At 36.1% G+C, this 25,182-nt stretch carries 22 protein-coding genes; 2 read left to right on the top strand and 20 right to left on the bottom strand.

Features of this window, described 5'->3' with window-relative positions; genetic code table 11:
* Positions 1-93: 93 nt before the first annotated feature.
* From LHV68_02385 to LHV68_02375, 3 genes are all read right to left on the bottom strand, one after another.
* On the bottom strand, positions 94-600 hold the full coding sequence (locus tag LHV68_02385) for an HAD hydrolase family protein (GenBank protein MCB4790713.1): 507 nt from the start codon (positions 598-600) through the stop codon (positions 94-96).
* A 38-nt stretch (positions 601-638) separates the two neighbouring features.
* Complete coding sequence (locus LHV68_02380; GenBank protein ID MCB4790712.1) at positions 639-1,322, bottom strand: glycosyltransferase family 2 protein; 684 nt, start codon at positions 1,320-1,322, stop codon at positions 639-641.
* Positions 1,323-1,634: 312 nt separating this feature from the next.
* Positions 1,635-3,452: a hypothetical protein gene (locus tag LHV68_02375; GenBank protein ID MCB4790711.1), complete on the bottom strand. Its 1,818-nt coding sequence runs from the start codon at positions 3,450-3,452 to the stop codon at positions 1,635-1,637.
* A gap of 90 nt (positions 3,453-3,542) precedes the next feature.
* Here LHV68_02375 and LHV68_02370 point away from each other — a divergent pair, with 90 nt between their 5' ends.
* Both LHV68_02370 and LHV68_02365 read left to right on the top strand, forming a co-directional pair.
* Positions 3,543-3,812: an AbrB/MazE/SpoVT family DNA-binding domain-containing protein gene (locus tag LHV68_02370; protein ID MCB4790710.1), complete on the top strand. Its 270-nt coding sequence runs from the start codon at positions 3,543-3,545 to the stop codon at positions 3,810-3,812.
* Positions 3,812-4,069, top strand: a complete 258-nt coding sequence (locus LHV68_02365) for a type II toxin-antitoxin system RelE/ParE family toxin (GenBank protein ID MCB4790709.1) — start codon at positions 3,812-3,814, stop codon at positions 4,067-4,069. Before LHV68_02370 ends, LHV68_02365 begins: the two co-directional genes overlap by 1 nt.
* Before the next feature lie 15 nt (positions 4,070-4,084).
* On the opposite strand, the gene LHV68_02360 is transcribed toward LHV68_02365, so the two are convergent.
* The 17 genes from LHV68_02360 to LHV68_02280 all read right to left on the bottom strand — a co-directional run bounded on the left by LHV68_02360 (position 4,085) and on the right by LHV68_02280 (position 25,113).
* On the bottom strand, positions 4,085-5,299 hold the full coding sequence (locus LHV68_02360) for a hypothetical protein (GenBank protein MCB4790708.1): 1,215 nt from the start codon (positions 5,297-5,299) through the stop codon (positions 4,085-4,087).
* Positions 5,300-5,303: 4 nt separating this feature from the next.
* Complete coding sequence (locus LHV68_02355) at positions 5,304-6,413, bottom strand: glycosyltransferase family 4 protein (GenBank protein MCB4790707.1); 1,110 nt, start codon at positions 6,411-6,413, stop codon at positions 5,304-5,306.
* Between the two features lie 11 nt (positions 6,414-6,424).
* Positions 6,425-7,861 (bottom strand): oligosaccharide flippase family protein, encoded by a 1,437-nt coding sequence (locus LHV68_02350; protein MCB4790706.1) that lies wholly within the window; start codon positions 7,859-7,861, stop codon positions 6,425-6,427.
* A gap of 117 nt (positions 7,862-7,978) precedes the next feature.
* Positions 7,979-8,608 (bottom strand): class I SAM-dependent methyltransferase, encoded by a 630-nt coding sequence (locus LHV68_02345; protein MCB4790705.1) that lies wholly within the window; start codon positions 8,606-8,608, stop codon positions 7,979-7,981.
* A gap of 128 nt (positions 8,609-8,736) precedes the next feature.
* Positions 8,737-9,453 carry an FkbM family methyltransferase gene (locus tag LHV68_02340; GenBank protein MCB4790704.1) on the bottom strand — a complete coding sequence of 239 codons (717 nt, stop codon included), beginning with the start codon at positions 9,451-9,453 and terminating at the stop codon, positions 8,737-8,739.
* Positions 9,454-9,468: 15 nt separating this feature from the next.
* Positions 9,469-10,230: a class I SAM-dependent methyltransferase gene (locus tag LHV68_02335; protein MCB4790703.1), complete on the bottom strand. Its 762-nt coding sequence runs from the start codon at positions 10,228-10,230 to the stop codon at positions 9,469-9,471.
* Between the two features lie 11 nt (positions 10,231-10,241).
* The gene (locus tag LHV68_02330) at positions 10,242-13,976 is read right to left on the bottom strand and encodes a hypothetical protein (protein MCB4790702.1); all 3,735 of its coding nucleotides are present in this window, start codon (positions 13,974-13,976) and stop codon (positions 10,242-10,244) included.
* A 16-nt stretch (positions 13,977-13,992) separates the two neighbouring features.
* Positions 13,993-15,282 carry an O-antigen ligase family protein gene (locus tag LHV68_02325; GenBank protein MCB4790701.1) on the bottom strand — a complete coding sequence of 430 codons (1,290 nt, stop codon included), beginning with the start codon at positions 15,280-15,282 and terminating at the stop codon, positions 13,993-13,995.
* 27 nt (positions 15,283-15,309) lie between these two features.
* Positions 15,310-16,449 carry a UDP-N-acetylglucosamine 2-epimerase (non-hydrolyzing) gene (gene wecB / locus LHV68_02320; GenBank protein ID MCB4790700.1) on the bottom strand — a complete coding sequence of 380 codons (1,140 nt, stop codon included), beginning with the start codon at positions 16,447-16,449 and terminating at the stop codon, positions 15,310-15,312.
* Entirely contained in the window at positions 16,450-17,565 is a 1,116-nt protein-coding gene (locus tag LHV68_02315) for an NAD-dependent epimerase/dehydratase family protein (GenBank protein ID MCB4790699.1), read from the bottom strand.
* A 9-nt stretch (positions 17,566-17,574) separates the two neighbouring features.
* Complete coding sequence (locus LHV68_02310; protein ID MCB4790698.1) at positions 17,575-18,585, bottom strand: polysaccharide biosynthesis protein; 1,011 nt, start codon at positions 18,583-18,585, stop codon at positions 17,575-17,577.
* Between the two features lie 42 nt (positions 18,586-18,627).
* Positions 18,628-19,371, bottom strand: a complete 744-nt coding sequence (locus tag LHV68_02305; protein MCB4790697.1) for a WecB/TagA/CpsF family glycosyltransferase — start codon at positions 19,369-19,371, stop codon at positions 18,628-18,630.
* A 14-nt stretch (positions 19,372-19,385) separates the two neighbouring features.
* The gene (locus LHV68_02300; GenBank protein MCB4790696.1) at positions 19,386-20,684 is read right to left on the bottom strand and encodes a glycosyltransferase family 4 protein; all 1,299 of its coding nucleotides are present in this window, start codon (positions 20,682-20,684) and stop codon (positions 19,386-19,388) included.
* Positions 20,671-22,017 (bottom strand): hypothetical protein, encoded by a 1,347-nt coding sequence (locus tag LHV68_02295; GenBank protein ID MCB4790695.1) that lies wholly within the window; start codon positions 22,015-22,017, stop codon positions 20,671-20,673. Before LHV68_02295 ends, LHV68_02300 begins: the two co-directional genes overlap by 14 nt.
* Positions 22,014-22,826 (bottom strand): glycosyltransferase, encoded by an 813-nt coding sequence (locus tag LHV68_02290; protein ID MCB4790694.1) that lies wholly within the window; start codon positions 22,824-22,826, stop codon positions 22,014-22,016. Before LHV68_02290 ends, LHV68_02295 begins: the two co-directional genes overlap by 4 nt.
* A gap of 35 nt (positions 22,827-22,861) precedes the next feature.
* Entirely contained in the window at positions 22,862-24,274 is a 1,413-nt protein-coding gene (locus LHV68_02285) for a B12-binding domain-containing radical SAM protein (GenBank protein ID MCB4790693.1), read from the bottom strand.
* On the bottom strand, positions 24,271-25,113 hold the full coding sequence (locus tag LHV68_02280; GenBank protein MCB4790692.1) for a glycosyltransferase family 2 protein: 843 nt from the start codon (positions 25,111-25,113) through the stop codon (positions 24,271-24,273). The genes LHV68_02285 and LHV68_02280 overlap by 4 nt, the downstream gene beginning before the upstream one ends.
* Between the last annotated feature and the right edge of the window lie 69 nt (positions 25,114-25,182).

The raw sequence follows: 25,182 nt of genomic DNA, 5'->3' as shown, positions 1-25,182 counted from the left end.
TGAATTTATTTAGAGTTTTGGATTTAGTGTTTAGGATTTTGATTTAATTCAAGACTAGAACTGTTAATATTACTCTTGAATGGTACAAACTGTTTAGTTTTTTGAATTTAGGGTTTGAGTTTGTTCTTCAACACCCATTAATATATCAAAAAACTCTCTTATGGCTCCATATCCGCCTTTTGTTTTTAATACTATATCCGATATTTTTTTTATTTTTTCATTGGCGTCGGCTGGGCATACAGAAAACCCTACATATTTCATTGCTTCCATATCATTTATCTCATTTCCTAGGTAAACTACACCTTCCCTGTTTATTTTATTTTTTATCAGGTAGTCTTTTAGCGAATATAATTTGTTTTCGACAGTCTGGATTATATCTATGCCGAGCTTTTTTGCCCTGTTTGAGACTATATGGTTTGTTTCAGCTGTTAATATCAGCTGAGGGATGTTCATCTTTTTGATTAAAATTACAGCCAGGCCGTCACTCCTGCTGACCGTTACGTATTCCTTCCCGTCTTGATCGATCATAACCGTATTATTCGTCATAACCCCGTCAAAATCATAGATTATTAGCTTGATGTCGTGTACGTTCAGTTTCATTTTATTACCCTCTTTTTGACATTACCATGACGTGTTATTTACCTGAACAGATTGTATTTTACTATACAATACAGAGCTCTAAAACCATCTATCCAACCTATTTTCTTGCCTTCTTCGTAAGTCCTGCCGTGATAAGATATTCCTACCTCATAAATCCTACATTTAGTTTTGGCTATTTTAGCAGTTATTTCTGGTTCAAACCCGAACCTGTTTTCCTCTATTTTTATTTTTTTTATTATATCGCTTTTAAATACCTTGTAGCATGTCTCAATATCTGAAAGGTTTATATCTGAGAACATATTTGACAGCAGGGTTATTAGCCTATTCCCTACAGAATGCCAAAAATACACCACTCTATGCTCAGATCCGCTGATAAACCTGGAGCCATAAACTACATCAGCAAGGCCGCTTAATATGGGTTTTAGTAATTTTTGATATTCTTCAGGATTATATTCCAAATCTGCATCCTGAATAATCACCACGTCTCCGGTTACAGCTTCAAAACCTTTCCTTATTGAATAGCCTTTCCCCATATTCCTTTCATTAAATAATACTTTTATATTATTTTCTTTTAAAGCCGCAATCATTTCCCTTGTCCCGTCACTGGAGAAATCATCTACGATAATTATCTCTTTTTCCAGAGGGACAGCCTGCACCCTTCTTAAAATCTCAAGCAGTGTGTTGACCTCATTATAAACCGGCACTACAACCGACAGCTTCATTCTAAAAACTCCTTATAAAAAGTCATTGGTGCCCTTAGAAAAAGACAACGAGAAACACAGAAATTGATTTCAAACTTAAAACAACCGTCATTCCCGCAAACAGACTGTGTCATAATTCAGTTTTGGTGTCATTCCTGCGAAAGCAGGAATCTAGTTTCCTATAATAATAAGAAAATGTAAGGAAATTGTATCAAATTTCAATTAATATATGAAGTGGAACCCATTCAGCTCATTTAAATTTTGTGACATCCCGCTATCCTTAACATTCATTCTCCGACCAATTCGGAGACTTTTATTAAGGCGGGACAATATTTACTTTTTTATTGGCCCTAATTCTTCTTTGGCTTTTTCGATCGCTTTATAGGCTTTTTCAAAACCTGGGTCAAGCCTTATAGCGATCTCCCATATTCTGATCGCATCCGAAGTTTTACCCTGTGCATACAGGATCAACCCTTCGTTATACTTTTTCTGTGCACCTTCACTATTAACTTCAGTTTCGGATTGTTTTGTAAATGTCATCGGCCTTATTACGGGCTTTTTAGAAACAGACTTTGATAATTCGTTTAATGACCCTTCTATTAACCTTTGAGCTTTCTCCTGCCACTGGATCAACTCTTTAAATACATGCTTTCGGCATATATTTAACACTTCTTCCATTTTCTTAATGCAATTCACCCATTTTGACGAGTTATAATCCTCTAAACCGCTTTCATAAATGTTTTTAATCTGGCCTTCTATTTCGTTTTCTTTGCTCTGTCTTTCTATATCGTTCAAATACCCCTTTACTTTTGCCAAATACTCTTTCAATTCATCGGCTTTGGGGTTAATAGCAAGGGCTTTTTCCCATTCATTCACAGCTTCTTTCAATTTTTGTTCCTTATAATAAACAAAAGCTTTTGCATAAGATACTTTTTCAAGGTCTATAGCTTCGTTATCTTTGGATTCATTATCCATCAGGACATTTATCTTTTCATAATATTCTTTTGCTATTTTATATTCCGGGTATTTCAAGATAAGCTGGCTGAATTTGTCGGATGCAGTCAAATATTTCTTCTTCTTAAAATACCTTTTTGCAGAAACAAATATTGACCTTATCTCTTTTTGATTTTCTTTTTTCAACTCTTTGTTTTTTTCTAAAGCCTTCTTAGCCTCATCCATAAGAGAAGTTTCTTTGACTACAACAGGCTTTGAAGCGGGGGTTTTTTCATTCTTTTCCCAGTAATACGAGAGCCCTATCCTGTGGAAAGTAGCATAGTCAACAAAATCTGCCGCATAATTCACCGCATAGCTGTTATTATTAAAACCTATCCCTGCAGTCATATTACCCTTATAATAGCCGCTTCTTAAATAAATTTTATTAAAAAACGCATACTCCAAACCTATATAACACTTTACAGCATCCTCTTCATCTGCAAAATCTGTATATATCCCTAAACTATCATAAGAAAACGGCCTTGAATAAACCGGAAGGTTTAAAGAAAAACCTAACCGATATACCGGGTTATATACCTCTTCATCGGAAATCATTGTTATTTTCGGTTGAACTAAATTTTGAATGTTAAAACCTATGTTTATTCTGCTTTGATTTTCATCTATAACAGGCCCATTGAACCCCTTTGAAGCTCCGAAATCCGCGCCAAAAGATCCGCCCCTGTAATTATATAGCATCAAATCCACATATTTGACGTTTAAACCGACATTTATCATGTACAGTTTTTTAAAAGTCTTGGCAAGCGCAACTGAATAAGCCCATTGTGAAGTCCTTATTCCTTCAGGCGCGTCATTAATATTCTGCCTTATTTCAACATTACCGCTCCTTAGACAAATCCCGGATATCGCCAGGTAACTGTCGTTTTTTAAAGGAATACCTGCACCTAAAAATCCGTAACTACTTTCATCAAAAAGGCTATAGAATGAAGCGTCAAGGTCATAGTTATTCATGTTTGCTATTAAGGCAGGATTGTAATATACAGATGCAATGCTATCCAGGAAGGACGTACCCGTGTCCCCTCTTCCATAAGCCTCAACAGACGGGCCGTGGGATAGAAATGTTGAACGAGTATCGGCAAATGATACACCGGCATTGATTATGATTATAGATACTAGAATTGTGAGTTTATTGTATTTCATACTATTTTATTATTCGTTTAAATCATTAAAACCATATCTTGACAAAATATTATTTTCATATTATAATATAATAACAAAGGAGGTTACAAAATGTTAAGAAAATTGGGACAAAATTATCAAATAGCATTGCCTAAAGAAATTATTAATAGCCTTCATCTGCATACTAACGATTATATTGATATCAGCATTAAAGAAAATAAGATAATCATTGAGCCTCAGCTTGTAATCCCGAAAGAACAAGCCTACTTCTACTCAGCCGACTGGCAAAAAGATGAAAATGAAGCAAGCCAGGATATTAAAAAAGGCAAAACGACCAAGACCAGAAACCTTAAAGAGCTTTTCAAAGAAATTGATAAATAATGCATATAGAAGCTACCCGCACTTTTATTAAATTCTATAAGAAATTGCCAGATGACATTAAAACAAGAACCAAGAAAACACTGGAATTGCTGCAACTTAACCCAAACCATCCATCCTTAGGAAATAAAAAAATGGCAGGGCAGGAATCCATCTTTGAAATAAGGGTTTCTTCTAACTACCGCATAACTTATCAAATAATCGGAGACACTGCATACTTGCGAAAAATCGGAACTCACGACTTACTGCGCAATCCCTAATAACTACCTGATTTATTATTTAATAACCAGCATCCTGCAATTATTTCTTTCTTTACGGTTTGGATACTTTTTATCTATAATACATACATAAGTTCCGTTGTAAAGCAGATTACCTGAATCATCCTTACCGTTGTATAATATTTCATTTGCCCCGGCGTTAAGATTATCAAACAAGTTACTCCAGCATAAATCTCCCAATTCAGTATATATTTTTATATCTGCTGAACCGCTTTCAGCCATGTTAAACACTATATTTGTTGCCTGAGATTTTGCGGGATTAAATGGATTAGGATAATTAAAGGCTTTCTCAACCAGGTTTTGGCTCACTGTTGAAAATGAAAACACCGAGCTCTTTGTAGTAACTCCATACTCGTCAAGGGCTTCCACCTGCCAGTAATAAACCATATTAAAACCAAGATTTTTAAGCTCGTAGGAACAGCACACATCGCTAGACATAGAAGCTTCTTTTAAAGTTTTTTTTACAGGTGCACCGCCTGAATAACCGCTCTGGTAAACCAGTATTAAGTTATTAGGGTCAGTCCCTAAATACAGATTATATTTCAATGCCCCACCTTCGGGGTCAGAGGAACTCCATTTAAGAACTACTTTTGCATTGGGAGTTACGATGTTTCCCTGGTAAGCCTCATTCTTTACGCTCGCAGGTTTTGACTTTACAACAAAACTGCTCTGAGCCATTTCATAGTCCTGCTCTAAAATATCGTTCTTTACAATATATTTGTAATAATATTTGCCGCACAGCAGAGCCACCTCTTTCTGGTAAAGTAAGGAGTTGTTCTCTTTACCAACATAATCAAGTTTCAGGGTAATCGTAGAAGATTGAGCCTGCCAGTAGAGCACTTTAGGATAACCCGATGAAACCGCATTATTGTATACATCGCAATAAAGTACCTTGAAAACAACGTTTTCTTCGCCGTATACGCACACAAAATAAGCCCGGTTTTTTAAAGCAAGAAACTTGGGCATTCCCTGGCATGGATAGTAAACCCAGTTTAAGAAATCGTATCTTACCTTAAACTCCTGTGATTCGGAGTCTTGGCTGGTTTGTCCTATTAGAGTATCTGACCCTATCCAATCGGATTTCTGTTCCATCTGCGCAGGCCCCAGATTCCCCGTTACCCCTATTTCCCCGTTTTTCTGCTCTTCACTAACCCCTGCAAATAAATAACCGGAAATAAACAATAATAATAGCAGTAATATATTATTTTTCATGATTTTAATTGTTTACAATTTCGTTAAATATCTTCAAAGTTTCCCTCGCTGCTTTTTCCCAGGTAAACAGCTTTGCTCTTTCAACAGCTTTCGATGATAAAGTTTTTTTTAAGTTTTCATCAGTTATCAGTTTATAGATGGCATTACTCATTTCGTTTATATTGGCCGGATCAATCATTATGCCCGCATCGCCGATTACCTCCGGCATGGCTGAAGTATTGGAGGTAACTACAGCACACCCGCAGGCCATAGCTTCAAGAAGCGAAAGCCCGAAGCCTTCAAATAGTGATGGAAAAACAAAGACATTCGATCCGCTCAAAAGTACCGGTATGTCTTCGGTTTCAACGTATCCTGAAAATACCACTTTATCGGCAATACCTAATTCTTTAATAAGAGTTTCAAGTTTGTTAAACTGGTTTCCCTTTGAGCCGGTTATCACAAGCTTATGTTCTATCTTATGCTTCTTTACACAATCTGCAAAAGCATTTAAAACTCCTGTCAAATTCTTTCTAAACCATGACAGGCTGCTTGTATTTATTATATATTTGCCTGATATCCCGTATTTTACTTTGGTTTTCTCTATTAATTCTGTATCAGTTATTTTTCTGAACAATTTAAAATCACAGCCCGGATAAATCACCGATATCTTTTCCGGGTTTATACCTGCAATTTCAACGATATCCTTTTTTGTGTCTTTAGAAATTGCTATTATCCTTTGTGCTCTTTTCATATGGATATACTTTGACAGATAGTAATGTATTTTTGCATGAAGGGATATACTCTTTGAATAATAATGAAGCCCTAAATCATATACCATCATCACAGTCTTTGGACTAAACGGCGGAATCATCTCTTTAGGCATAAACAACAAATCGAACTTCTCTTTATTCAGTTCAATAGGCAGCCCAAAATATGACCAAAACTTGGGATACTTTACATATCTATGCTCAAAACTAGGAGAATCTATTTTATGAACATAAGGCTTATTTGCAAAAAGTATATATGAATTCGTTTTGTCAATTTCAGCGATGGCTTTTAACAAGTTATACGTATAGTACCCGATGCCGCCTATAGTTTTTTCAGTTAATGCTTTTGCATGCACAGCTATTTTCATATTTGACTCAATTAAGTCGACAACACTATACTTTTTAAATTAATGAATGTTTGCCTTACTTCCTTCAACCTAAAGTAAGAAAATGATAAAAATATAATCCATAAAGAAATCGCATATAATATATGCCCGTTTTTTGTTAAAAACCAGACGCATACTGCAATTAAATAACCCGAAAATAAGTTAAAACCCACGCTAAACCATACTAATTTGCCATAATTTCTTATATAATAAACGAACAATATAATACCGGATTGAATTGCTATTAAATAAGCAAGAGGTAAAGCAAATTGCTTTAGACCCATAATCACAAATATGCCCATTGCGGCCCAATATGCTAAAGCTTGCACCAATGTTTGTTTGAAAATAACATTTGCTTTACCCAATGAATAAAGCGCTGACATTAATGTCATTAATATGGCTGATTGTGTAACAGGTAACGCTGTCAGGATAATTATATCATCAAGCCCAACCCATTTTTTTCCATAAAGCAGGGGTGCCCACCAGGAAGAGAAAGACGCAGTGCCTAAGATCAAAACAACGTAAATCATTGATAATGATTCAAGTAATTTATTTACATAGTTATTGAATGACAGCATGTCATTTTGCATCCTTGAAAGAAAAGACATAAATACCCTGTTTAGTATAGTTGATAAAACGCTGGCCTGGCTTACAAGCATTAAAGCTTGCTGTGCTATTCCCAAAGCGGCTGAACCTGCAAAAGAGCCCACGATCAAAGGCGGAGCCAGTATTATTAACCAAGAAGTAAAGTTAGCCGAAACGATTGGCATTGCCTTATTAAATATTTCTTTAATTCTTGTGAAATCAAAAGAAAATGTAAAGTGCATATTTTTTAATAAAACAAGATATAACAAGGGCAGAAGCCCTCTAAAAACATTTCCTACAACCAATCCCCCTGATCCCTTTTGAATAAATACCATAGAAACCGCAATAGTGTTGAAAGCAACTATTTCCAAAAGTTCTACAATGGAAACATTTTCATAACTCATCTTTCTTTCAAGCAGTGCAAGAGGAATCCTGTTAAGAGAATATAGATAGCCGCCAACTGCAGCAGAAATTATCAACGGATAAATTATCTTGTTTTTATATATAAGCACAAATATCGGGCCTGCAAAGATTACCGCTAAAACTATAATTACTAGTGCGATAACGTTTTGAAGGGTGAATGCTGCATTTAAATCTTGCTGAGAAGGTTCCTGCTGTGCTTGAATAAAGAATATACGCAATCCCCACTCCAGCAATTCTCTTATTACAATAAAAACAGTATATGAAATAAAATAAAGCCCCATTACCTCAGGCCCGAAAAATCTCGCTAAAACTATACCGCCGCCAAAATTAATTAAAAAAGAAAACAGGTGCCTAAAGAAAAGCATTCCGGCACCTTTTGCCGCCAGACGTTTTAAATTGATATTGTTTTGATTGTTATCCATATTTTAGTAAGTTGTTAACGTTTAATTTTTAAATACAACACGCAAAATAAAGATATACTCAATTTTTCCAAATACCTATTAGCAAAGCCTTCGCACTATCTTTATATTCTATAGTTTTTATCTCATTCCATTCATTTTTTTGGCACCATTTGTTCGTTTCGTCATCTTTGACAAAATACCAGACATCATCAAATTGTATTTTTTTTCACTAATCATATTGTCTAGATTTTTATTTAAACCTACAGGCAACGTGACAACAATATCTCCTCCAATATTTATCATTGATTTAAGGTTTTTTATTGCCTTAATTATCTTATTTTCATCATAAACTTCCCCATAATTATATCCGATATGTTCCAGTGTCGAAATACTTACTATCAAATCATATTTTTTGTCAGAAACATAATCAACTATGTCTTTTTTTATTACCCCTCTTCGAACAATTTCATATTCGTCTAATACATCATGATTAATCTTAAAGTAATGAGATAAAACATTCCCAACTTCCAATATCTCCTTATCCTTATTTTGCTTTACCATATCCCATACTATTGGTATTTCAATAGTTCTCTCGTTTCTCCAAGTTGTATTATACCAGTGATAAAAATAATTGTATTCTTTAGTATTGAAATTAATTCTATCCGACTTAAATATTCTTAAATACAATTCGTAAACCATATTAATAAATGTATTATATAGTCTTTTTACGCATTCTCCCTCTTTTATTGCTTTTAATAATTTAAACATTATATCTCTCATGTTTTGTTTCTAAAAAAGAATTTCAACTAAATGCATTATCAGTATTAGTATAGTATTAGTAAAATTTTCCAAGTTATCTAGTATTTCCCATTACTTCATTTTTAGGTTTTCCCAATTTATTTATTTTTAAATAAAAAATTGTTAGCATACGGCTTTTTGCCTTCAAACTGATGAATATCTGGATTAAATTCAGATATGGGATAAAGTTTCTTTCCTAAGATAAACTGACCTTCATAGCCTAATCCTTGTAAAAAAATAAACACATCTTGCATTTTATGTTTTGTTAAGTGACGTTTCTCGCATTCAAATAATAAAATAGGTTTGCCTTCCTTTATTATATCAATACCACCACGAAAGACTTCCAACTCATGCCCTTCTACATCACATTTAATAAATTTTATTGGCCTATTAATTTTGCCTTTGAAATAATTGTCCAAAGTATCAACAGGGACATTGTATGACTTATATTTTTTCCTCGGTTCAGATTCAAAAGTAGCACACTGGGAATGTTCCTGTCCATCCTCTGCTATAATAAGCTGCATTTCCCCTATTTTTGATGACATTCCTTTTTGTTCAATTATTACCCTGTTCTTATGCCAAAATGGCAATGATTTTCTTATATAATCTGTAAAAAAAGGCTGCGGTTCAAAAACATATACTTTTCCTTTATCTCCAACCTGGTTAGCCATCCAAAATGTATACCCGCCAAAATGAGCACCAATGTCAACAACTACATCACCAGACTTTATGTACTTTTGTAGACAATTTATTTCTCCAGGGTCATAATCGTATTTGTATCTCAATCCACGTAAAATATATCTTAATTTTCCCATTTATTTCCCCATATCTTAATATTTTTTTACAGCAACTGCATTTAAAGCACCACAAAATAGCAATAAAACTGGAATATTCAACAACGATTTTTCAATTAAAGTCCACATATCAGGATAATAGTTAAACATACCTTTTATTTTTGCAGGTAAAAAAGAGAGGTTTTTTGGCAAAATATTTTCTCTTCCTATCTTTACAACATCAAAACCATTTTCTTTTAATTTTTCTTTCATGGATGAAAGAGTATATTTTATGGGATGGCAGCTTTTTTTTCGTAAAGTGGCAATAAATTCAGTATAAGAATATTTGTTCGGCAAACGATAGATGAAAAAATATCCATTTTTCCTTAAAATCCTTCTAATCTCTTTTAATGATTCTTTTTCCTTCTCTACATGTTCTAATACCCCGCAGGAAAGCACCGCATCAAAAGAACAATCATCAAAAGGGAGCTTTACAGATTCATTTGTGACTATAGGTTTAACATCTAGTTTCTTCATAATCAACTTTTGAGAATTATCCTGAAGTACATCATAAGATATAACATCAAACTCCATCTTTCTCAACAAGAATGTCATGTGCCCATATCCACAACCCCAATCAAGGATTTTTACTTTTGGCAAAGGCATATATGATTTTATTTCTTCAGCCATTGACAAATAGTTATTGATTGAAAATTTAGAAGTTAAATTGTCAACATGGTCGTTCCCAAGAGACTTTTCTTCTATCGCTGTGTCATAGATAAATTGAATTAATTTATTTGCTTCTATTTTTGATAACATTTATTACTCCTTTATAATTTCATTATAAAACATAATGCATAGTATGGCGGAACAGTATTATTATTTTCAGTAGTAGTAAATGAAAAACCATGCTTATGATCTATTGGAGTAGCACTACCAGCAGTACCAACATCTAAAGTACATGTTTTATCCGGATTACCTACAGTTCCATTATAAGTATGAGTATGTGTAACATTGCCACCTACACCACCTACGCTGTAACTTGAACCTGCACCTACTATAAACCTATCCCTTAAATCCGGCGTTCCATTTGCACCGTTGCATAGTGCCCAGCCGGAAGGAATGCTTGCAACGCTACCGGACCACATTATTATCGAACCTGCAGGTAGAAGGTCGTGACCGTTTTCCTGAAGCTTGCCTGAAGCGCTTATATTCCCGCTAGCAGATAAGCTTCCTGCAGTGACGCTGCCTGTGACGGTGGCATTGCCTGTTGCATTTAGATTTCCGCTTACGTTTGTATTGCCGTTTACGTTTAGTTTATAGCTCCCTGGCGAAGTGCCTATACCCACGTTTCCACTGTTGGTGATTGTCATTACGCTGCTGAGCGTCTCGCTGCCTAAATTTGCCGAGCCGGTCATAAAGTCAATTCCGTTACCGCTTAATAACACAGCAGCAGGGTCTATACAAGCATTATATCCTGTCCATACTGTAGTATTTCCGTTATTCGTATGACGTGCATTATGTGATATATATGTATAATAAGCAGGTCCGTTACCAGTGTCACCGTTATTTTGAAATCTTCCCCAAAAACCATATGTACCGATACGTTCAGCGCTGTCATTGCCTGATATTTCCAACGATGTACCATAAAGACTTGTTGCAGTTACTGTTCCGCTTACATTTGTATCGCCGTTTACGTTTAGTTTGTAGCTCCCTGCCGAAGTGCCTATACCCACGTTTCCGCTGTTGGTGATTGTCATTACGCTGCTGAGCGTCTCACTGCCTAAATTTGCCGAGCCGGTCATAAAATCTATTCCGTTACCGCTTAATAACACAGCAGCAGGGTCTATACAAGCATTATATCCTGTCCATACTGTAGTATTTCCGTTATTCGTATGACGCGCATTGTGTGACATGTATGTATAATAGGCAGGTCCGTTCATAGTGTCGCCGTTATTTTGAAATCTACCAAAAAAACCATATGTACCTATTCGTTCAGCGTTGTCATTGCCTGATATTTCCAATGAAGCAAAAGTTTTAGTTCCGACTATGGTCTGATCGCTCGTTGTGTATACACCATTTGTAACTGTACCTGCATTCCCGGATACATTCCCGGTCACGTTTCCGGTTATTGTACCTGAAACGTTTACGTTACCTGATACGTTTAATTTGTAGCTTCCAGGGTCAGTTCCTATGCCTACGTTCCCTGATGTGTTCCATATCCCGCTGCCAGGAAAATTTGTATTTGCATTAAACGTCTGCGCTGCTGTCCATATGTTCGCACTACCGAGGTTTAAAGCAAGCGTATACGGATCAACATTTGTGCCAGAGCCACTTCTTGTAAGTGTAGCGTTCGTTGCATTGAGCACTTCATTACCTATAACTTCACCTGCAACTACCTGTGTATCCACATACTTTTTTGTTGCAGCATGCATGTTAGCTGTAGGCGTATCAACTATCACCGTGCCGCTAAAACAGCCATTTCCTGCTACGTCAAGGTTATAAGCAGGGCTTATGTTCCCTATTCCCACCTTACCAGTACCATTTGGCATTAAGAGGAGATGTTGATTTGTCCCTGTTATAATCGAACTTGATTTCATGGTTCCGTACACCTCAAAGGATGCAGAAGGCGCGGTAGTATTAACACCTATTTTACCGGCACTATCTATGGTTATTCCCGGATTTGCACCTGTCCCTGAATACGTGTATATCTGCAGCTTGGTTGGAATATATGAAGCTCCTGCCCCGCCAACCTGTGATGCCTTTATCACACCGCCATAGCCAAAACTTGAACCAGTGTTTACACCTTCAAATAATATGTTACCAAGTACCTGCGTGTCTATAGTCTGCTGCTGGGTACCTATTGTGTCTGTATTGGATTTCCTTAGGGTAAGAGCGCTTGCCGTTGTGCCGTCATCATAGGTATCTATCCCTATACCGGCTGAAGCATTTGACTTGACAGCATTTAACAACAGATCAGGACTGGTTGTGCCAATTCCTATGCTCCCGCTGAAATACTGGTTTACTGCCCAGGTGTTAGCATTGCCAAGGTTTAACGCCACTGTGTAAAGATCACCGCCTGTGCCCGCACCGCTGCGCACAAGCGTTGCATTAGTTACATTAGTTATTTCGTTTCCGACTACTGTATCCCCGCTTGCTGCCACTGTATCGTCCACATATTTTTTTGTCGCAGCCTGGCTGTCTAAAGTTGGCGCAGGAACTACTGCTCCGCCGTTAAAAGTCTGGACTGCTGTCCACGTGTTTGCATTACCAAGATTTAAAACAAGTTTGTACGGGCTCACGTTTGTCCCTACTCCGCTACGCGTAAGTGTTGCATCTGCAGCATCCACTACCTCGTTTCCTATAACCTCGCCTGCTACCACCTGGTCATCTACATACTTCTTGGTTGCCGCATGAAAGTCACTTGTCGGCGCAGGAACAGTTACGTTGCCAACAAACCTTGCCGTACCATTTACATCTAGTTTATATGAAGGAGCAGTCGTGTTTATACCTACGTTTCCCGTGCCGTTCGGCATAAGCAGTAAATGCTGGTTTGTACCTGTTATTATTGTAGTTGATTTTATAGCTCCGTATACTTCAAGAGCATCTTGCGGTGACAGCGTTCCAATGCCCACTTTGTTGTTGAAATATTGGTTGGCTGTCCAGTTATTTGCATTATTTAGGTTTAAGGCAAGCTTATACGGGCTGGCGTTTGTACCTGCTCCGCTTCGCACAAGCGTTGCATCAGAAGTGTCGACTACCTCATTTCCTACTACCTCACCTGCTACTACCTGCGTGTCCACATAACCTTTTGTAGCTGCATGCATGTTAGCTGTAGGAGCAGGAATAACTATCGGCATCGAAAACCTGGCTGAACTTGATACATCAAGAGAATACTGCGGATTGGTTATACCTATTCCAACATTTCCAACACTTCTATATATGCTGGTTCCGGATTCTGACCATACCCCTGCCCCGGTTATAGCTGAATCTACATACTGTTTTGTGGCTGCATGGCTATTAGATGTGGGATCTGCCACGGTTATTGGTTGGGTAAAACGTGCTGTGCCAGATACATCAAGAACGTATTGTGGATTAGTTGTGCCTATCCCTACGTTGCCGGCTGAAGAAATAATGGCATACGTACTAGTGCCTATAACAAAATATATTGAATTTCCAGTACTTTTTTCAATATCTTCAGAGGTTCTGGCATGAAAAGCGTAAGCTTGTGCAGTTAGCTTGGTTCTTGGGGATAAGATTTTGTCCCCTACAACAAGTTCTAGCCAAAAGTCCTTACAGCGCCAGTCAATATTTGGGGTTAAATCATATGTAAACGTCCCGCTTGATATCTTTACATCCACCGGCCCGCTAGACCAGGAAGCCACCCCCCCTGTCTCTGCCGGGTATATGCTAAATGTTAACGATTTCGTCCCGCTTATAGGCTGTCCGTATGACCTGATACTGCCTGTATAAGTCAGCTGGTTTGGAACAGCTGACTGCATATCCATTAGAAAAGTGAAACTAACGAAAACAGTGGTAACTATTAATAAAACTTTAGCTTTCATGCAAACCTCCATGAACTCAAACTATAGGTTTATTTTTAGAATTTTGGATTATCCTAGCATAAATTCCCATTATAAACCAGAAAAATATATCAAAACTTATTGAACAAAACGGGTAAGCAAAGAGGCCGGCAACAAGAAATGCCGGAAGCATACAAAAAACAGCCAATACAAATGATTTGTTTTCTTCACTATCGCTGATATTCTTCTTTAAATAGTAATACCCAATAAAGATAAGCCATAAAATGAATATAACTATTATCGCCAGGCCAATTATGCCGATTTTAAGTGCAATAGTAAAATATAAAGAGTCAATTAAATCGTACGTTGTATAATTTTTGGGTACATCAAGCTTTCCATCCAGTCCGATACCTAAAACAGGGTGTTTTATGACTGCTTTTGCGGAATCTATATACAGGTTCATACGCCCGATATCATCATGTTGACCTTTAATTAGCCCATTAAACCTTGAAACAAATTTCTGAGGAAGCCCCGTAAAAAATAGGCCCAACAGAATTATCGCTGAAAATACAACTATTTTTTTATAGTTAACCTTATATTTTCCGGCTAACAAAAGCATCACACCAACTATAAATATCCCTATCATTGTTGTTCTTGACATTAAATAAAACGGATAAACCAACATGGTTGCAAAACCGACATAAATAATCACTATAGGAATAGACTTTTTTAAAGATTCATAGTAGGATAGAAATAAAGGTATGCATAGAAGTATTACCCAGCCAAGATGGCCAAAGCCTCCCATCAAATCAGCAGTACGGGTAGGAACAAATCTCTCCAAGTACTGGTTATAATGCGCATCATAACCGATTTGTTTGCCCATAGTCTTAAATTTCATATATTCATGTGTATAAATTTTAGCAAAGAAAGGGTTTTCAATAACAAGTATGCTTAACAGGGCCACAAAAAGAAAACAGTAAAATATTAAAACTAAATACGCAGAAAGTTTTTTTGCAGGATAAAGGTTGTATGATATCAAAAATGCGGTTATAGTAAAATATGAATAAATATGCCTGAAGAATAAATGTTTATTTGATATTCCGTGCAAATAAATCTGTACAATTGAAATGATTAACAAATAGACAAGAAAAACAAGGACTATTCTATTGTTAGAATCCTTTATCAATTCTTTTCTATTTTTGTATTGTATCAAGAAAAAGATGATAAAAATCCCGAATGCTATATCCGTTATTGAAATGCTAATGCCATAAAAACGAAGATTGTATTCTCTCGGAATTAAAAAAGCTGCACTTAAAAGTATGTAGGTTAATGTGTTAAAAAGTTGCATTTCAAGTTGGGTTTGACCGTGCTGGGTTTATTTTGTGTTTTTTATTATTCCATCCCATCTGTTAGAAAGTTTTGACATGCCGATAATCAAACGTAATACTCTTTGGGAAGTATTTGTAATTGTATATTCATAAGGGATAGGATTGCTTGATATCTTTTTTCTCTCGCTCACAACGGCCTTGATCGCTTGTAAGATTACCTCGCTGTCTATACCGGTCAAAACAATGTTTCCTGAGTCCATTGCTTCAGGCCTTTCCATGGCATTTCTCATGGTTATTGCAGGAAATGAAAGAATTGAGGATTCCTCGCTTATTGTTCCGCTGTCAGAAAGCACACAAAAAGAATTCATCTGAAGATTAACATAGTCAAAGAATCCAAAAGGTTTCAGGAAAGATATCTTATTTTCAAGCTTAATATTTCTTATTTTTTCAAGGTGTTTTTTTGTCCTCGGGTGGGTTGATACGATTACCGGATACCCAAATTCCTTTGCAACTAAATTTAACGCTAAAACTAACTTCTTCAAATTTTCCTCATTATCAACGTTCTCTTCTCTATGCATGCTAACAACAAAATATTTCTCTTTCTTGAGCTTTAACTGGCTGAGTATCAGTGATTTTTCAATTTTAGCTAAATAATGATAAAGCACTTCTTTCATAGGAGAACCCGTTAAGTAAATCCTCCTGGGATGAAGTCCTTCACTTAAGAGATTCCTGCGGGCATTTTCCGTATAAACCAGATTAAAATCGCTGATATGGTCAATTATTTTTCTGTTTATTTCCTCCGGAACATTTTGGTCGAAACAACGGTTTCCTGCCTCCATATGATAAATAGGTATCTTCAGCCTTTTTGCCATTATCCCTGCCAAAGCACTATTAGTATCGCCGAGTATTACTACGGCATCGGGTTTTTCCTTTAAAAGTATTTTTTCCGATCCTGATATTATTTTGCCTATCATATCACCTAAGGAACCGCTCCGAACCCCAAGGAAATGATCCGGCTTTCTTATGCCAAGGTCCTTAAAAAAAATCTCGTTAAGTTCGTAATCGTAATTTTGGCCTGTATGTACTATAACATGGTCGGTAAATTCGTCAAGTTTTGCCATTACTCTGGCAAGCCTTATAATTTCCGGCCTGGTGCCAAGTATTGTCATTACTTTTGTTTTTTTCACTTAAACCTCCAAATAATTTGTATCCGGTTTGTTCGGGTCAAATATCTCATTTGCCCAGAAAAGAGCTATCATTTCATCATCTCCGGTATTTTCAATTGAATGAGTATAACCTGGCGGAATATCTAATACTACTAGATTTTCCCCATCTACATCATATTTTATTACTTCCTTTTTATTAATATGCCTTAACTTGATTTGTGCTTTTCCTTTTATAACGCAGAATTTCTCAATTTTGGTATTGTGATAATGGTTCCCTCTTTTTATGCCTTTTCTTGAGGTTGATATGAATACCTGGCCAAAATTACCTGACTTTAATAACTCAGCCAAATCACCCCTGTTGTCGCTCTTTTTTAATAACGGATATGAAAAATTGTTTTTTTCCAGGTAAGACAAATATGTTGCATAAAGGTATTTTGTAAGCTCGTCAGAAAGGTCAGGTATTACCAGATTGCTTCTTATGTCTCTTATTTTATTTAACCTTTCGGCAAGTTCACCCAAGGTTATTTTAAATGTCTTTTTCATGCTGTAAAAACAGTTATCATAATCATTATCTTTCCTGGTCATTAAACTTATTAGTTCGCTGACAACATCATCAATATAAACCAGCTCTACAACCTTGTTGACATCCGAAATTGTGATATCAATATTATGAGAAATATTATAACAGAATGTTGCTACAACGGAGTTATAGTTCGGCCTGCACCATTTTCCAAATACATTGGTTAACCTGTAGATATAGGTTTTCGTATTATTTTTTTTAGCATATTCTATTAAAACATCTTCAGCTAACTTCTTGCTTATCCCGTACGGATTCTGTAATGTGGCTTGATATGAAGAAGACAGAAATATTGGAATGCTTTTTTTATTATCCTGAAGAATTTGAATTACGCTTTTTGTCAGGTCAGTATTACCTGTTTTGAATTCTTCTTCGCTTTTTGGCCTGTTAATCCCTGCCAGATGGTACACAAAATCAGCATCTTTAAGATATTGCTTTAATTTATCCTCGTTGTCTTCAACATCGAACTTATATACCTTTAAATCCGCTATTCTCGACAAAGCCTCAACCAGGTTTTTACCTATAAATCCGCCTGCACCCGTAACTAAAACAGTTTTCATAAAATTTCCTTATTTTGCCAGAGCTTCTTTTACATAATCAATTTTTAATAATAATTCCTTTATTTCTTTAACATTAAGTATTGTAGTGTTGTTGGAATTATAGTCGTGCTCCTTGGTAATTTGCTTTTCACCTTCAACAAAATATTTGTTGTAATTAAGGTCTCTTGTATCTACGTAAATCCTGTAGTAATCCCCTAAATCTTCTGACTTAGCCATTTCTTCCTTATTAAGAAGCGTTTCATAAACCTTTTCCCCATGCCTTGTCCCGATTATCTTAATTTCATTCTTTGCATTAAACAACTCTAACAAAGCAACCGCCAAATTGTGTATCGTACACGCCGGAGCTTTTTGAACAAAAATATCACCCTGATGCCCATTTTTAAAAGCATACAGGACAAGGGTCACTGCACTATCTAGTGACATCATAAACCTTGTCATGTTAGGGTCAGTTATAGTCAATGTTTTCCCCGCCTTAATTTGCTCGATAAAAAGCGGAATAACCGAGCCTCTTGAAGCGATTACATTGCCATATCTTGTACCGCATAAAGTTATTTTCTTTGCATCAACAGTGCGTGATTTTGCAACCATTACCTTTTCCATCATGGCTTTTGACATCCCCATAGCATTAATAGGATATACTGCCTTATCAGTACTTAAAACTATAACCTTTTTAACTTCATGAGCTATGGCAGCATTAAGCACGTTCTCTGCACCAAGAATATTCGTCCTCACTGCCTCTATCGGGAAGAATTCGCAAGATGGCACCTGTTTTAATGCTGCTGCATGAAAAACATAATCAACTCCCTGCATGGCATAGTGAATACTGTTATACTCCCTTACGTCTCCTAAATAGAATTTCAATTTATCATTATGATAATACGTCCGCATGTCATCCTGTTTTTTTTCGTCTCTTGAAAATATCCTTATTTCTTTTATTTCGCTGCTCAAGAACTTTTTTACTACTGCATTGCCGAATGAACCAGTGCCGCCCGAAATCAATAGTATTTTATCTTTGAACATAAACCTTCCTCCTAATGTCACGATTGAACATTTATTATACAACTATTTCAGAAACTCTTTCAATACTAGGGCCATAAATCTTATATTTGTAAACAGGTATCTTGCCCATAATCTTCTGGGTTCCTGTATAAATCTGTACAGCCATTCCAAGGCCAGTTTGCTTACCCATTTAGGGGCAAGCTTGCATTTACCAGCTATAATATCAAAACACCCGCCAACGCCTATTGATATAGGCACATTCATTTCAGCCAGATTTTTAGAGATAAATATCTCCTTCAATGGGCTGCTCATTGCTACGAATAATATATCCGGTTTTTTATCTTTAATATCTTTTATGATAGCACCGGTATTGTTTAAATCAAAGTAGCCGTTGTGCTTTCCTACAATATTTATATTTGGGTATTTTGCCTTCAAGTTCTCTTCTGTTTTAAGAACTACTTCTTCTGAAGCTCCCAGTAAGTAAATTTTGTATTTTTTATATTCTGCAACAGGCATAATATCAAGCATTACCCTTGAAGCGCTTACAGGCTCTTTAACCGGTTTTCCTAATAGTTTTGCAGCATAGTATACAACGTAACTGTCTATAGTCAATAAAAATGTATTTTCATATACTGCTTTCAGATTGGCGTCTTTATTGGCTATGGTAACAAGCTCTGATGAGAGGCTGAAAAACATACGCGGTATCCTTTCTTTAATTAATTCTTCTATAAGAACAATAGCCTGGCTTAATGTATAATTACGAAAAGTCAGCCCAAACAACATGAATTTATTGTCTTTAATATCCATAATGATTTAAAGCGCTAAAGATTTATATTTAGATTTTTATAGTTTAATATTTCATTAAATATATTGCCGAGGTCTCTGCAATATTTGCTTTTTGAAAAGCGTTCAACCGAGGCTTTCTTATTATTTGCCGTTATCCTTCCCCGCAGCTCTGCATCATTTAAAAGGTACACTATTTTTTCAGCCAAAGAATCTACGTCCCCAGGCCTTTCTACAAACAGGCAGTTCTCGCCTTCCTTAAACATCTCTTCCAGTGCTCCTACCTTATTTGTTATTATAGGTAATCCGTAGGATGCTGCTTCAAGTGCCACAAGGCCGCATCCTTCTGAATACGGGGTAAAGACAAAAATATCCGCTTCAGTAAAAAATATGCTCTTATCTATTTGCGAATAATCTGTTATTATTTTAACATATTTAGTAAGCCCGTTCTCTTCGACTAATTTCAATATCTTCGAATACGCATGGTCCGGTTCAGGCACGAACACTAAATTCCTCTCAATATCGATTGGCTGGCCGCAAAGGATGAAGTTAACAGGCTTCTTATACTTGCTTAGCACTTTAGGTATAGCTTCAACAAGGTCCAACGCTCCTTTAGCTTTTGAGATATAGCTTAAATAGAACACGGTCAACCCTGTTCTAACGCTATTGCTGTTATTCCCTCCGCATGAAAACCACTGGCTGCTGCCAGGGGTTGGAGTAGGCGGTAGTCGGGAGGTCGCGTCATCGAAGGAGCCTCCGGCTCCTGCCGGAGGAGCTCCACTCTGTTCTGCTTTTTCTTTTTCAATGTCGGGGACACAGTTATATAAAGTAAAGATCTTATCTCTGGTTACATACTTGGCGAACTGGCTTTTAAATTTATCAGCTAAAACTATTAAAAAGTCCACCTTCTTCATTACAAAGTCGATATATTTCCTGAAAAACATGCCCTGAAACTCATAGAATCTGTCAAAATTTCCGCCGTGAAAATGTACGCATAATTTTCTGCCCAGGACTCTTGCTATTAAAATAAACGCTGAGTCTCTTAAAAACCCTATTCTGTTCTGGGCAAGCGGGATGTACACGAGGCCAGGCAACTTTATCAAATTGAGCAACAAGAATCTGGCTATGTTTATGATGTTATTGTAAATATTGGACAGGTCAACCTTGCCTTTAAGGTCAGTCCTCTTTTTCTTTAGCAAGGAGATAAAAATCAGGTTAAACTCTTCGTTTAAGTTCCTTGAGTTTATTATTACCTCTGTCATTTTAGCGGTCCCTTCCTGGGGTGGAGGCAAATAGCCGACAATAAGAACATTAGTTTTATGTTTATCTTGTGCCATTAGATTCCATTATTCTGTATAAATTATATTTTTTTATAATAAGTGCCGCAAAAACAGCATAAGGCATAATAAACTGAGGATATTCCAGCCAATTATCGAATAAAAATAATATTACAAGATATAAAGTGAAGATAACTAACCCATCCGCCGCCTTATTATCATAAGCGCTCTCTATTTTTGAATATGAATTTAATGTTTTAATCAGTTTTATAAATAGTATTATGACCATGAACATGCCTATAAAACCCAGTTCGCCATAAATTGACAACCAGGTTGAATACGGCTGGTTAGCAACTCCATCAGCAGAATATTTTGGCCAAAGAGGCATTATGTATTTTTTTGCATAATAAGAAGGGGTAACTGGAATGACCTTTGGCTGATGGACAAGATAATTCCCACTGACAATTGCCGATGCTCTGCTTGAATAATTGCCCGGGCCAACGCCGAATAACATCGCCGATGGCAATTCTTCCGGTAAATTCAACAAAGTACTTTTATATGCTATCACTTTTCTTGGAACATACGCGCTTTCAGATATAACAGAATTAGAGGCATAAGCAATAAGATTAATAGAGTAGTCAATGTTTTCTTTCTGCATCACATACAAAACCGCGAAAATACAGATTCCTGCCAAAACAAAGAATAAATATATCTTTTTTATTTTAGTAAAAACCAAAGCATTTTTTAATATTTCAAATGCCGTATATAAAAAGATGACTATAAAACCGCTTGCTATGGAATGCATCCCTGACGGCAAGAACCAGCCTGATAATCCTAATACAGCTATACTTATATTTTTCAGTGTTTTTCTAAAGAGACAAACCGGAAGCATCATAAAAAACAGCATCGACAGCTTTACGCCTAATATATGAGAATTCCATTTAGTAAACAATGTACCTGCAAAATTATCACCTGCGCCTAAAGACATAACAAACGGGTTCAGAGTCTTAAATCCCGACCAGGCAACCATCTGGTAATACCCTACAGGTACTTGAATGAGTGTCAGAAAAACAAAGAACTTAAATATTCCCTTATAATTGACTTTCTCTATATCTATTAAAAAAACTGCCAACAGTGTCATAAAAAAAGATCCATAAGTAGAGATTGCAGCCACAAGGTTGTTTATATAGGAATAATTAATAGTAAAACTGAAAATAAAATAAGCATAAAATATCAATACCCATTTAACAAACCACAGCGAGTATTTATCTACTTTTAAAATAAATTTTGACTTTAAAATAATGATAGATAAAAGTAAATACGGCCACAGATAACAAAAAGCCTGGAATGGTGTGAAAGATATTAATATCGTTATATACAGTAACATATTCATTTAGTATTTAAATTATAGTACTTTATTTTTCTGTAATGTTTTAATAACCCTATTTTGTTCAAAAGAATTAACAGGTAAGATTTTACGTACATTAAAGTAAAATAAAAATTGTTCTTGAAACTTAGTTTATAATACATCCCGGCAGCTTTTTTGAATTCCGACCAAGTATATGCATAACTATTAGAGCTTGTGCCATATAACTCAGCCTTTGACAGGATCAAGTCCGTATAAATAAGCTTAAAATTGTGCCCCTTGCCGTTTATAATACGCAACAAGAACTCATAATCGGCTGCTATCCTAAATCTCAGATCGTGGAGCCCAAAGAGTTCAAACAATTTCCTGTTATAAAATACGGACTGGTGGCAAACAAACATTCCCTTCCATATTCTTGAACTATCAATTTCCTTGCCTGCCAGGTATTTTATGCTTTCAACTTCGCTGAATTGCTCGGACCTACCGTAAACGATTCCAGTATTTTCGTTGAAAAGCCTTGCAACATCATTGAGAACATTATCAGAATAAAACAGGTCTCCAGAGTTCATAAAATTGAAAATATCGCCGGTTGACATCAAAATGCCTTTATTCATAGCATCATAAATACCTTTATCTTTCTCGCTTACCCATTTAGAGATATGTTTTTCATATTTTTTTATTATCTCAACAGTATTATCCTGAGAGCCGCCGTCTACGATTATATATTCAATATTAGGATACTTCTGCTCAATTAAAGAATGTATAGTTTTTTCCAAACCACCTGCATTGTTATAAGTTACGGTTATAACTGATACTTTTAACGTTTGATAATTCATATTTTATTGATATGCTCTGGATGTGTCCTTTAACCTTACAAACCCAGCACTTTTAAACCTGCCCCAACTTTTCTTTTAAATTCGCTAAATGACCTTACTTTAAGAAGTTCTTTTAAGATGTAATATGGCCTTATATAAAAACTTTTATACGCCTCTTTAAGCAATTCCGTAAGTTCTGAAGTAGTTAAAGTTTCCTGCCAGTATTCAGGCTGAAATTCTTTAGTAGGTTTTGAAGCAAATTCTTGCCAAAAATCTTTTTTAAATACCCCCTTTTCTAAACCCTGTTTATACAGCGGGGTGTCAGGAAACGGGGTTGTAATCGTTATATGGACAAAGTCAGGGTCAAGTTCTTTTGAAACTTTAATTGTTTCAAGAATATCCTCCCTTGTTTCAGTAGGAGAGCCTATCATAAAATATGCCAACGTAGAAATACCTGCATCCTTAGTCATATTAAAGGCTTCTTTTACCTGGCTTATGGTTATGCCTTTATTTAGTATCTTCAAAACCCTGTCAGTACCCGCTTCAACACCGTAATGTATCCTCTCGCAATTAGCTTTTTTTAGTTTTTTAAGAGTTTCTTCATCTATCATATCTATCCTTGCCCTTATATCCCAGCCAATTTCAAGCTTCCGGTCGATTATTTCATCGCAAACGTCCAAGACCCGCTGTCTATCAATATTAAAAGTATCATCATACAAAAGGAATTCATTGATACCCATTTTAATACAGGACTCCATTTCGTCAACAACGTTTTTTGCAGAACGAGCCCTGAATTTTTTCCCCAAGTGCGGCCTGTTACAAAAAAGGCACTGGTACGGGCACCCGCGGCTTGTTATCATGGTGGTTACAGGAGAGCGTTTTGCCATAAGAGAAGAATACTTCTTGTATGGGGTCAAATGCCTGGCAGGAAAAGGTATGCTATCAAGGTCATTTAGAACCTTTGGCTGGCCTGTACTGATTATTTTGCCATTATTTTTAAATACCAGTCCGGGTATGTTTTTTAGTTTATCAAAATTCCCGATGTTTTCAATTAATTCAACGAATGAACCTTCTCCTTCGCCAAGTACAAGCATATCGACCTGCGGCATATTTATAGTTTCATTTGGATAAATATATACATGAGGCCCGCCCAACACGACTATTATGTCTTTTGAGGTCTTTTTGACTATGCTGGCGGTTTTTATGACATCTATCAGAGTAAATGTCATAGCAGTTATGCCTACTATATCAGGCTCTTGTTGCCTTATAACTTCCTCAATACCGCTATAGTTTATTTCTTCCGCTTGTGCATCTATAACACTTACATTATGTTTAGTAAACTTTTCAATACATGACGCAATGTATAGCAAACCTATCGGAGGATTAAATCCTCTTTCTTCATCTATTATCTGTGGATTATTCCCAATTTTTGTATTTTCTGCTGGAGGGTTAATAAGCAGTATATTCATTGTTGTAGTCTTCTGTTTATTAGATCTGCAATCATCCCTATGGCAAGTATCTGTAATCCGGAAACAGTCATAAGTATAGAGCTTTTGTTAACACTGTGAAAAAATATTACATGGTAAGTTGCAATTAATGCGCCAATAATAATAAGAGGTAGGCTTATAGGCAAAAACACCTTTAGAGGGTTAAAATACATTATCGTCCGAACGATTAGTTTAATAAAAGTAAGAGTATCCTGGAACGGCTTTATTTTGGATTTACCGTTTCTTTTTTTATAACTTATTGGCACAAATTTAACAGTATAGTTATTATTTAACATTGCCAGCGTAATTGTAGTAGTAAAAGAAAAACCCTGAGGCAAGAGATTGAAATATTTTAAGGCAATGTCTCTACTAAATATCCTTAAGCCTGAATTTAAGTCTGGGATTGTTATGCCGGAAAGATAATTGGCAAGCTTACTGAGTGCCCATTTCGCGGGCCTTCTTGAAGCTTCTATGCTGGCTTTAGGCCTTTCACCGACAACCATATCAAAGGATTCTATATATTCCAACATTTTAGAGATATCTTCAGGTTGATAGGTCCCGTCCGCATCTATTATCGCTATAAGGTTGTTTTTTGCCTTTCTTATACCGGTTTTTATCGAAGCTCCGTAACCGACGGTATAGGTATTAGAAAACACTTTGGCGCCGCATTCTCTGGCAATTTTTGCGGTAGAATCCGTTGACCCATCGTCAATTACTATCACTTCGTCAATATCATTTATATGTTTTACTTGTTCTAACACTGCTCGTATAGCAATTTCTTCATTACAAGCAGGCATAATAAGCGACATTTTGATTTCCATATTTACCTCTTTTACCTCGCTAAGGACAGGTCAAAACAACTTACTCTATTAACTTTAAATTGTGTATAT

Origin of the sequence: Candidatus Liberimonas magnetica (assembly GCA_020523885.1) — a bacterium.
In the GTDB taxonomy this organism is placed as follows: Bacteria; Elusimicrobiota; Endomicrobiia; order Endomicrobiales; family JAFGIL01; genus Liberimonas; species Liberimonas magnetica.
Note: the sequence above shows the minus strand (reverse complement) of the source record. Positions and strands in the feature narration are given on the sequence as shown.

Excerpts from the sequence above, each read along its gene's own strand:
- LHV68_02385 (MCB4790713.1), bottom strand. The coding sequence starts at position 600 with ATGAAACTGAACGTACACGACATCAAGCTAATAATCTATGATTTTGAC.
- LHV68_02380 (MCB4790712.1), bottom strand. The coding sequence starts at position 1,322 with ATGAAGCTGTCGGTTGTAGTGCCGGTTTATAATGAGGTCAACACACTG.
- LHV68_02375 (MCB4790711.1), bottom strand. The coding sequence starts at position 3,452 with ATGAAATACAATAAACTCACAATTCTAGTATCTATAATCATAATCAAT.
- LHV68_02370 (MCB4790710.1), top strand. The coding sequence starts at position 3,543 with ATGTTAAGAAAATTGGGACAAAATTATCAAATAGCATTGCCTAAAGAA.
- LHV68_02365 (MCB4790709.1), top strand. The coding sequence starts at position 3,812 with ATGCATATAGAAGCTACCCGCACTTTTATTAAATTCTATAAGAAATTG.
- LHV68_02360 (MCB4790708.1), bottom strand. The coding sequence starts at position 5,299 with ATGAAAAATAATATATTACTGCTATTATTATTGTTTATTTCCGGTTAT.
- LHV68_02355 (MCB4790707.1), bottom strand. The coding sequence starts at position 6,413 with ATGAAAATAGCTGTGCATGCAAAAGCATTAACTGAAAAAACTATAGGC.
- LHV68_02350 (MCB4790706.1), bottom strand. The coding sequence starts at position 7,861 with ATGGATAACAATCAAAACAATATCAATTTAAAACGTCTGGCGGCAAAA.
- LHV68_02345 (MCB4790705.1), bottom strand. The coding sequence starts at position 8,608 with ATGTTTAAATTATTAAAAGCAATAAAAGAGGGAGAATGCGTAAAAAGA.
- LHV68_02340 (MCB4790704.1), bottom strand. The coding sequence starts at position 9,453 with ATGGGAAAATTAAGATATATTTTACGTGGATTGAGATACAAATACGAT.
- LHV68_02335 (MCB4790703.1), bottom strand. The coding sequence starts at position 10,230 with ATGTTATCAAAAATAGAAGCAAATAAATTAATTCAATTTATCTATGAC.
- LHV68_02330 (MCB4790702.1), bottom strand. The coding sequence starts at position 13,976 with ATGAAAGCTAAAGTTTTATTAATAGTTACCACTGTTTTCGTTAGTTTC.
- LHV68_02325 (MCB4790701.1), bottom strand. The coding sequence starts at position 15,282 with ATGCAACTTTTTAACACATTAACCTACATACTTTTAAGTGCAGCTTTT.
- LHV68_02315 (MCB4790699.1), bottom strand. The coding sequence starts at position 17,565 with ATGAAAACTGTTTTAGTTACGGGTGCAGGCGGATTTATAGGTAAAAAC.
- LHV68_02310 (MCB4790698.1), bottom strand. The coding sequence starts at position 18,585 with ATGTTCAAAGATAAAATACTATTGATTTCGGGCGGCACTGGTTCATTC.
- LHV68_02305 (MCB4790697.1), bottom strand. The coding sequence starts at position 19,371 with ATGGATATTAAAGACAATAAATTCATGTTGTTTGGGCTGACTTTTCGT.
- LHV68_02300 (MCB4790696.1), bottom strand. The coding sequence starts at position 20,684 with ATGGCACAAGATAAACATAAAACTAATGTTCTTATTGTCGGCTATTTG.
- LHV68_02295 (MCB4790695.1), bottom strand. The coding sequence starts at position 22,017 with ATGAATATGTTACTGTATATAACGATATTAATATCTTTCACACCATTC.
- LHV68_02290 (MCB4790694.1), bottom strand. The coding sequence starts at position 22,826 with ATGAATTATCAAACGTTAAAAGTATCAGTTATAACCGTAACTTATAAC.
- LHV68_02285 (MCB4790693.1), bottom strand. The coding sequence starts at position 24,274 with ATGAATATACTGCTTATTAACCCTCCAGCAGAAAATACAAAAATTGGG.
- LHV68_02280 (MCB4790692.1), bottom strand. The coding sequence starts at position 25,113 with ATGGAAATCAAAATGTCGCTTATTATGCCTGCTTGTAATGAAGAAATT.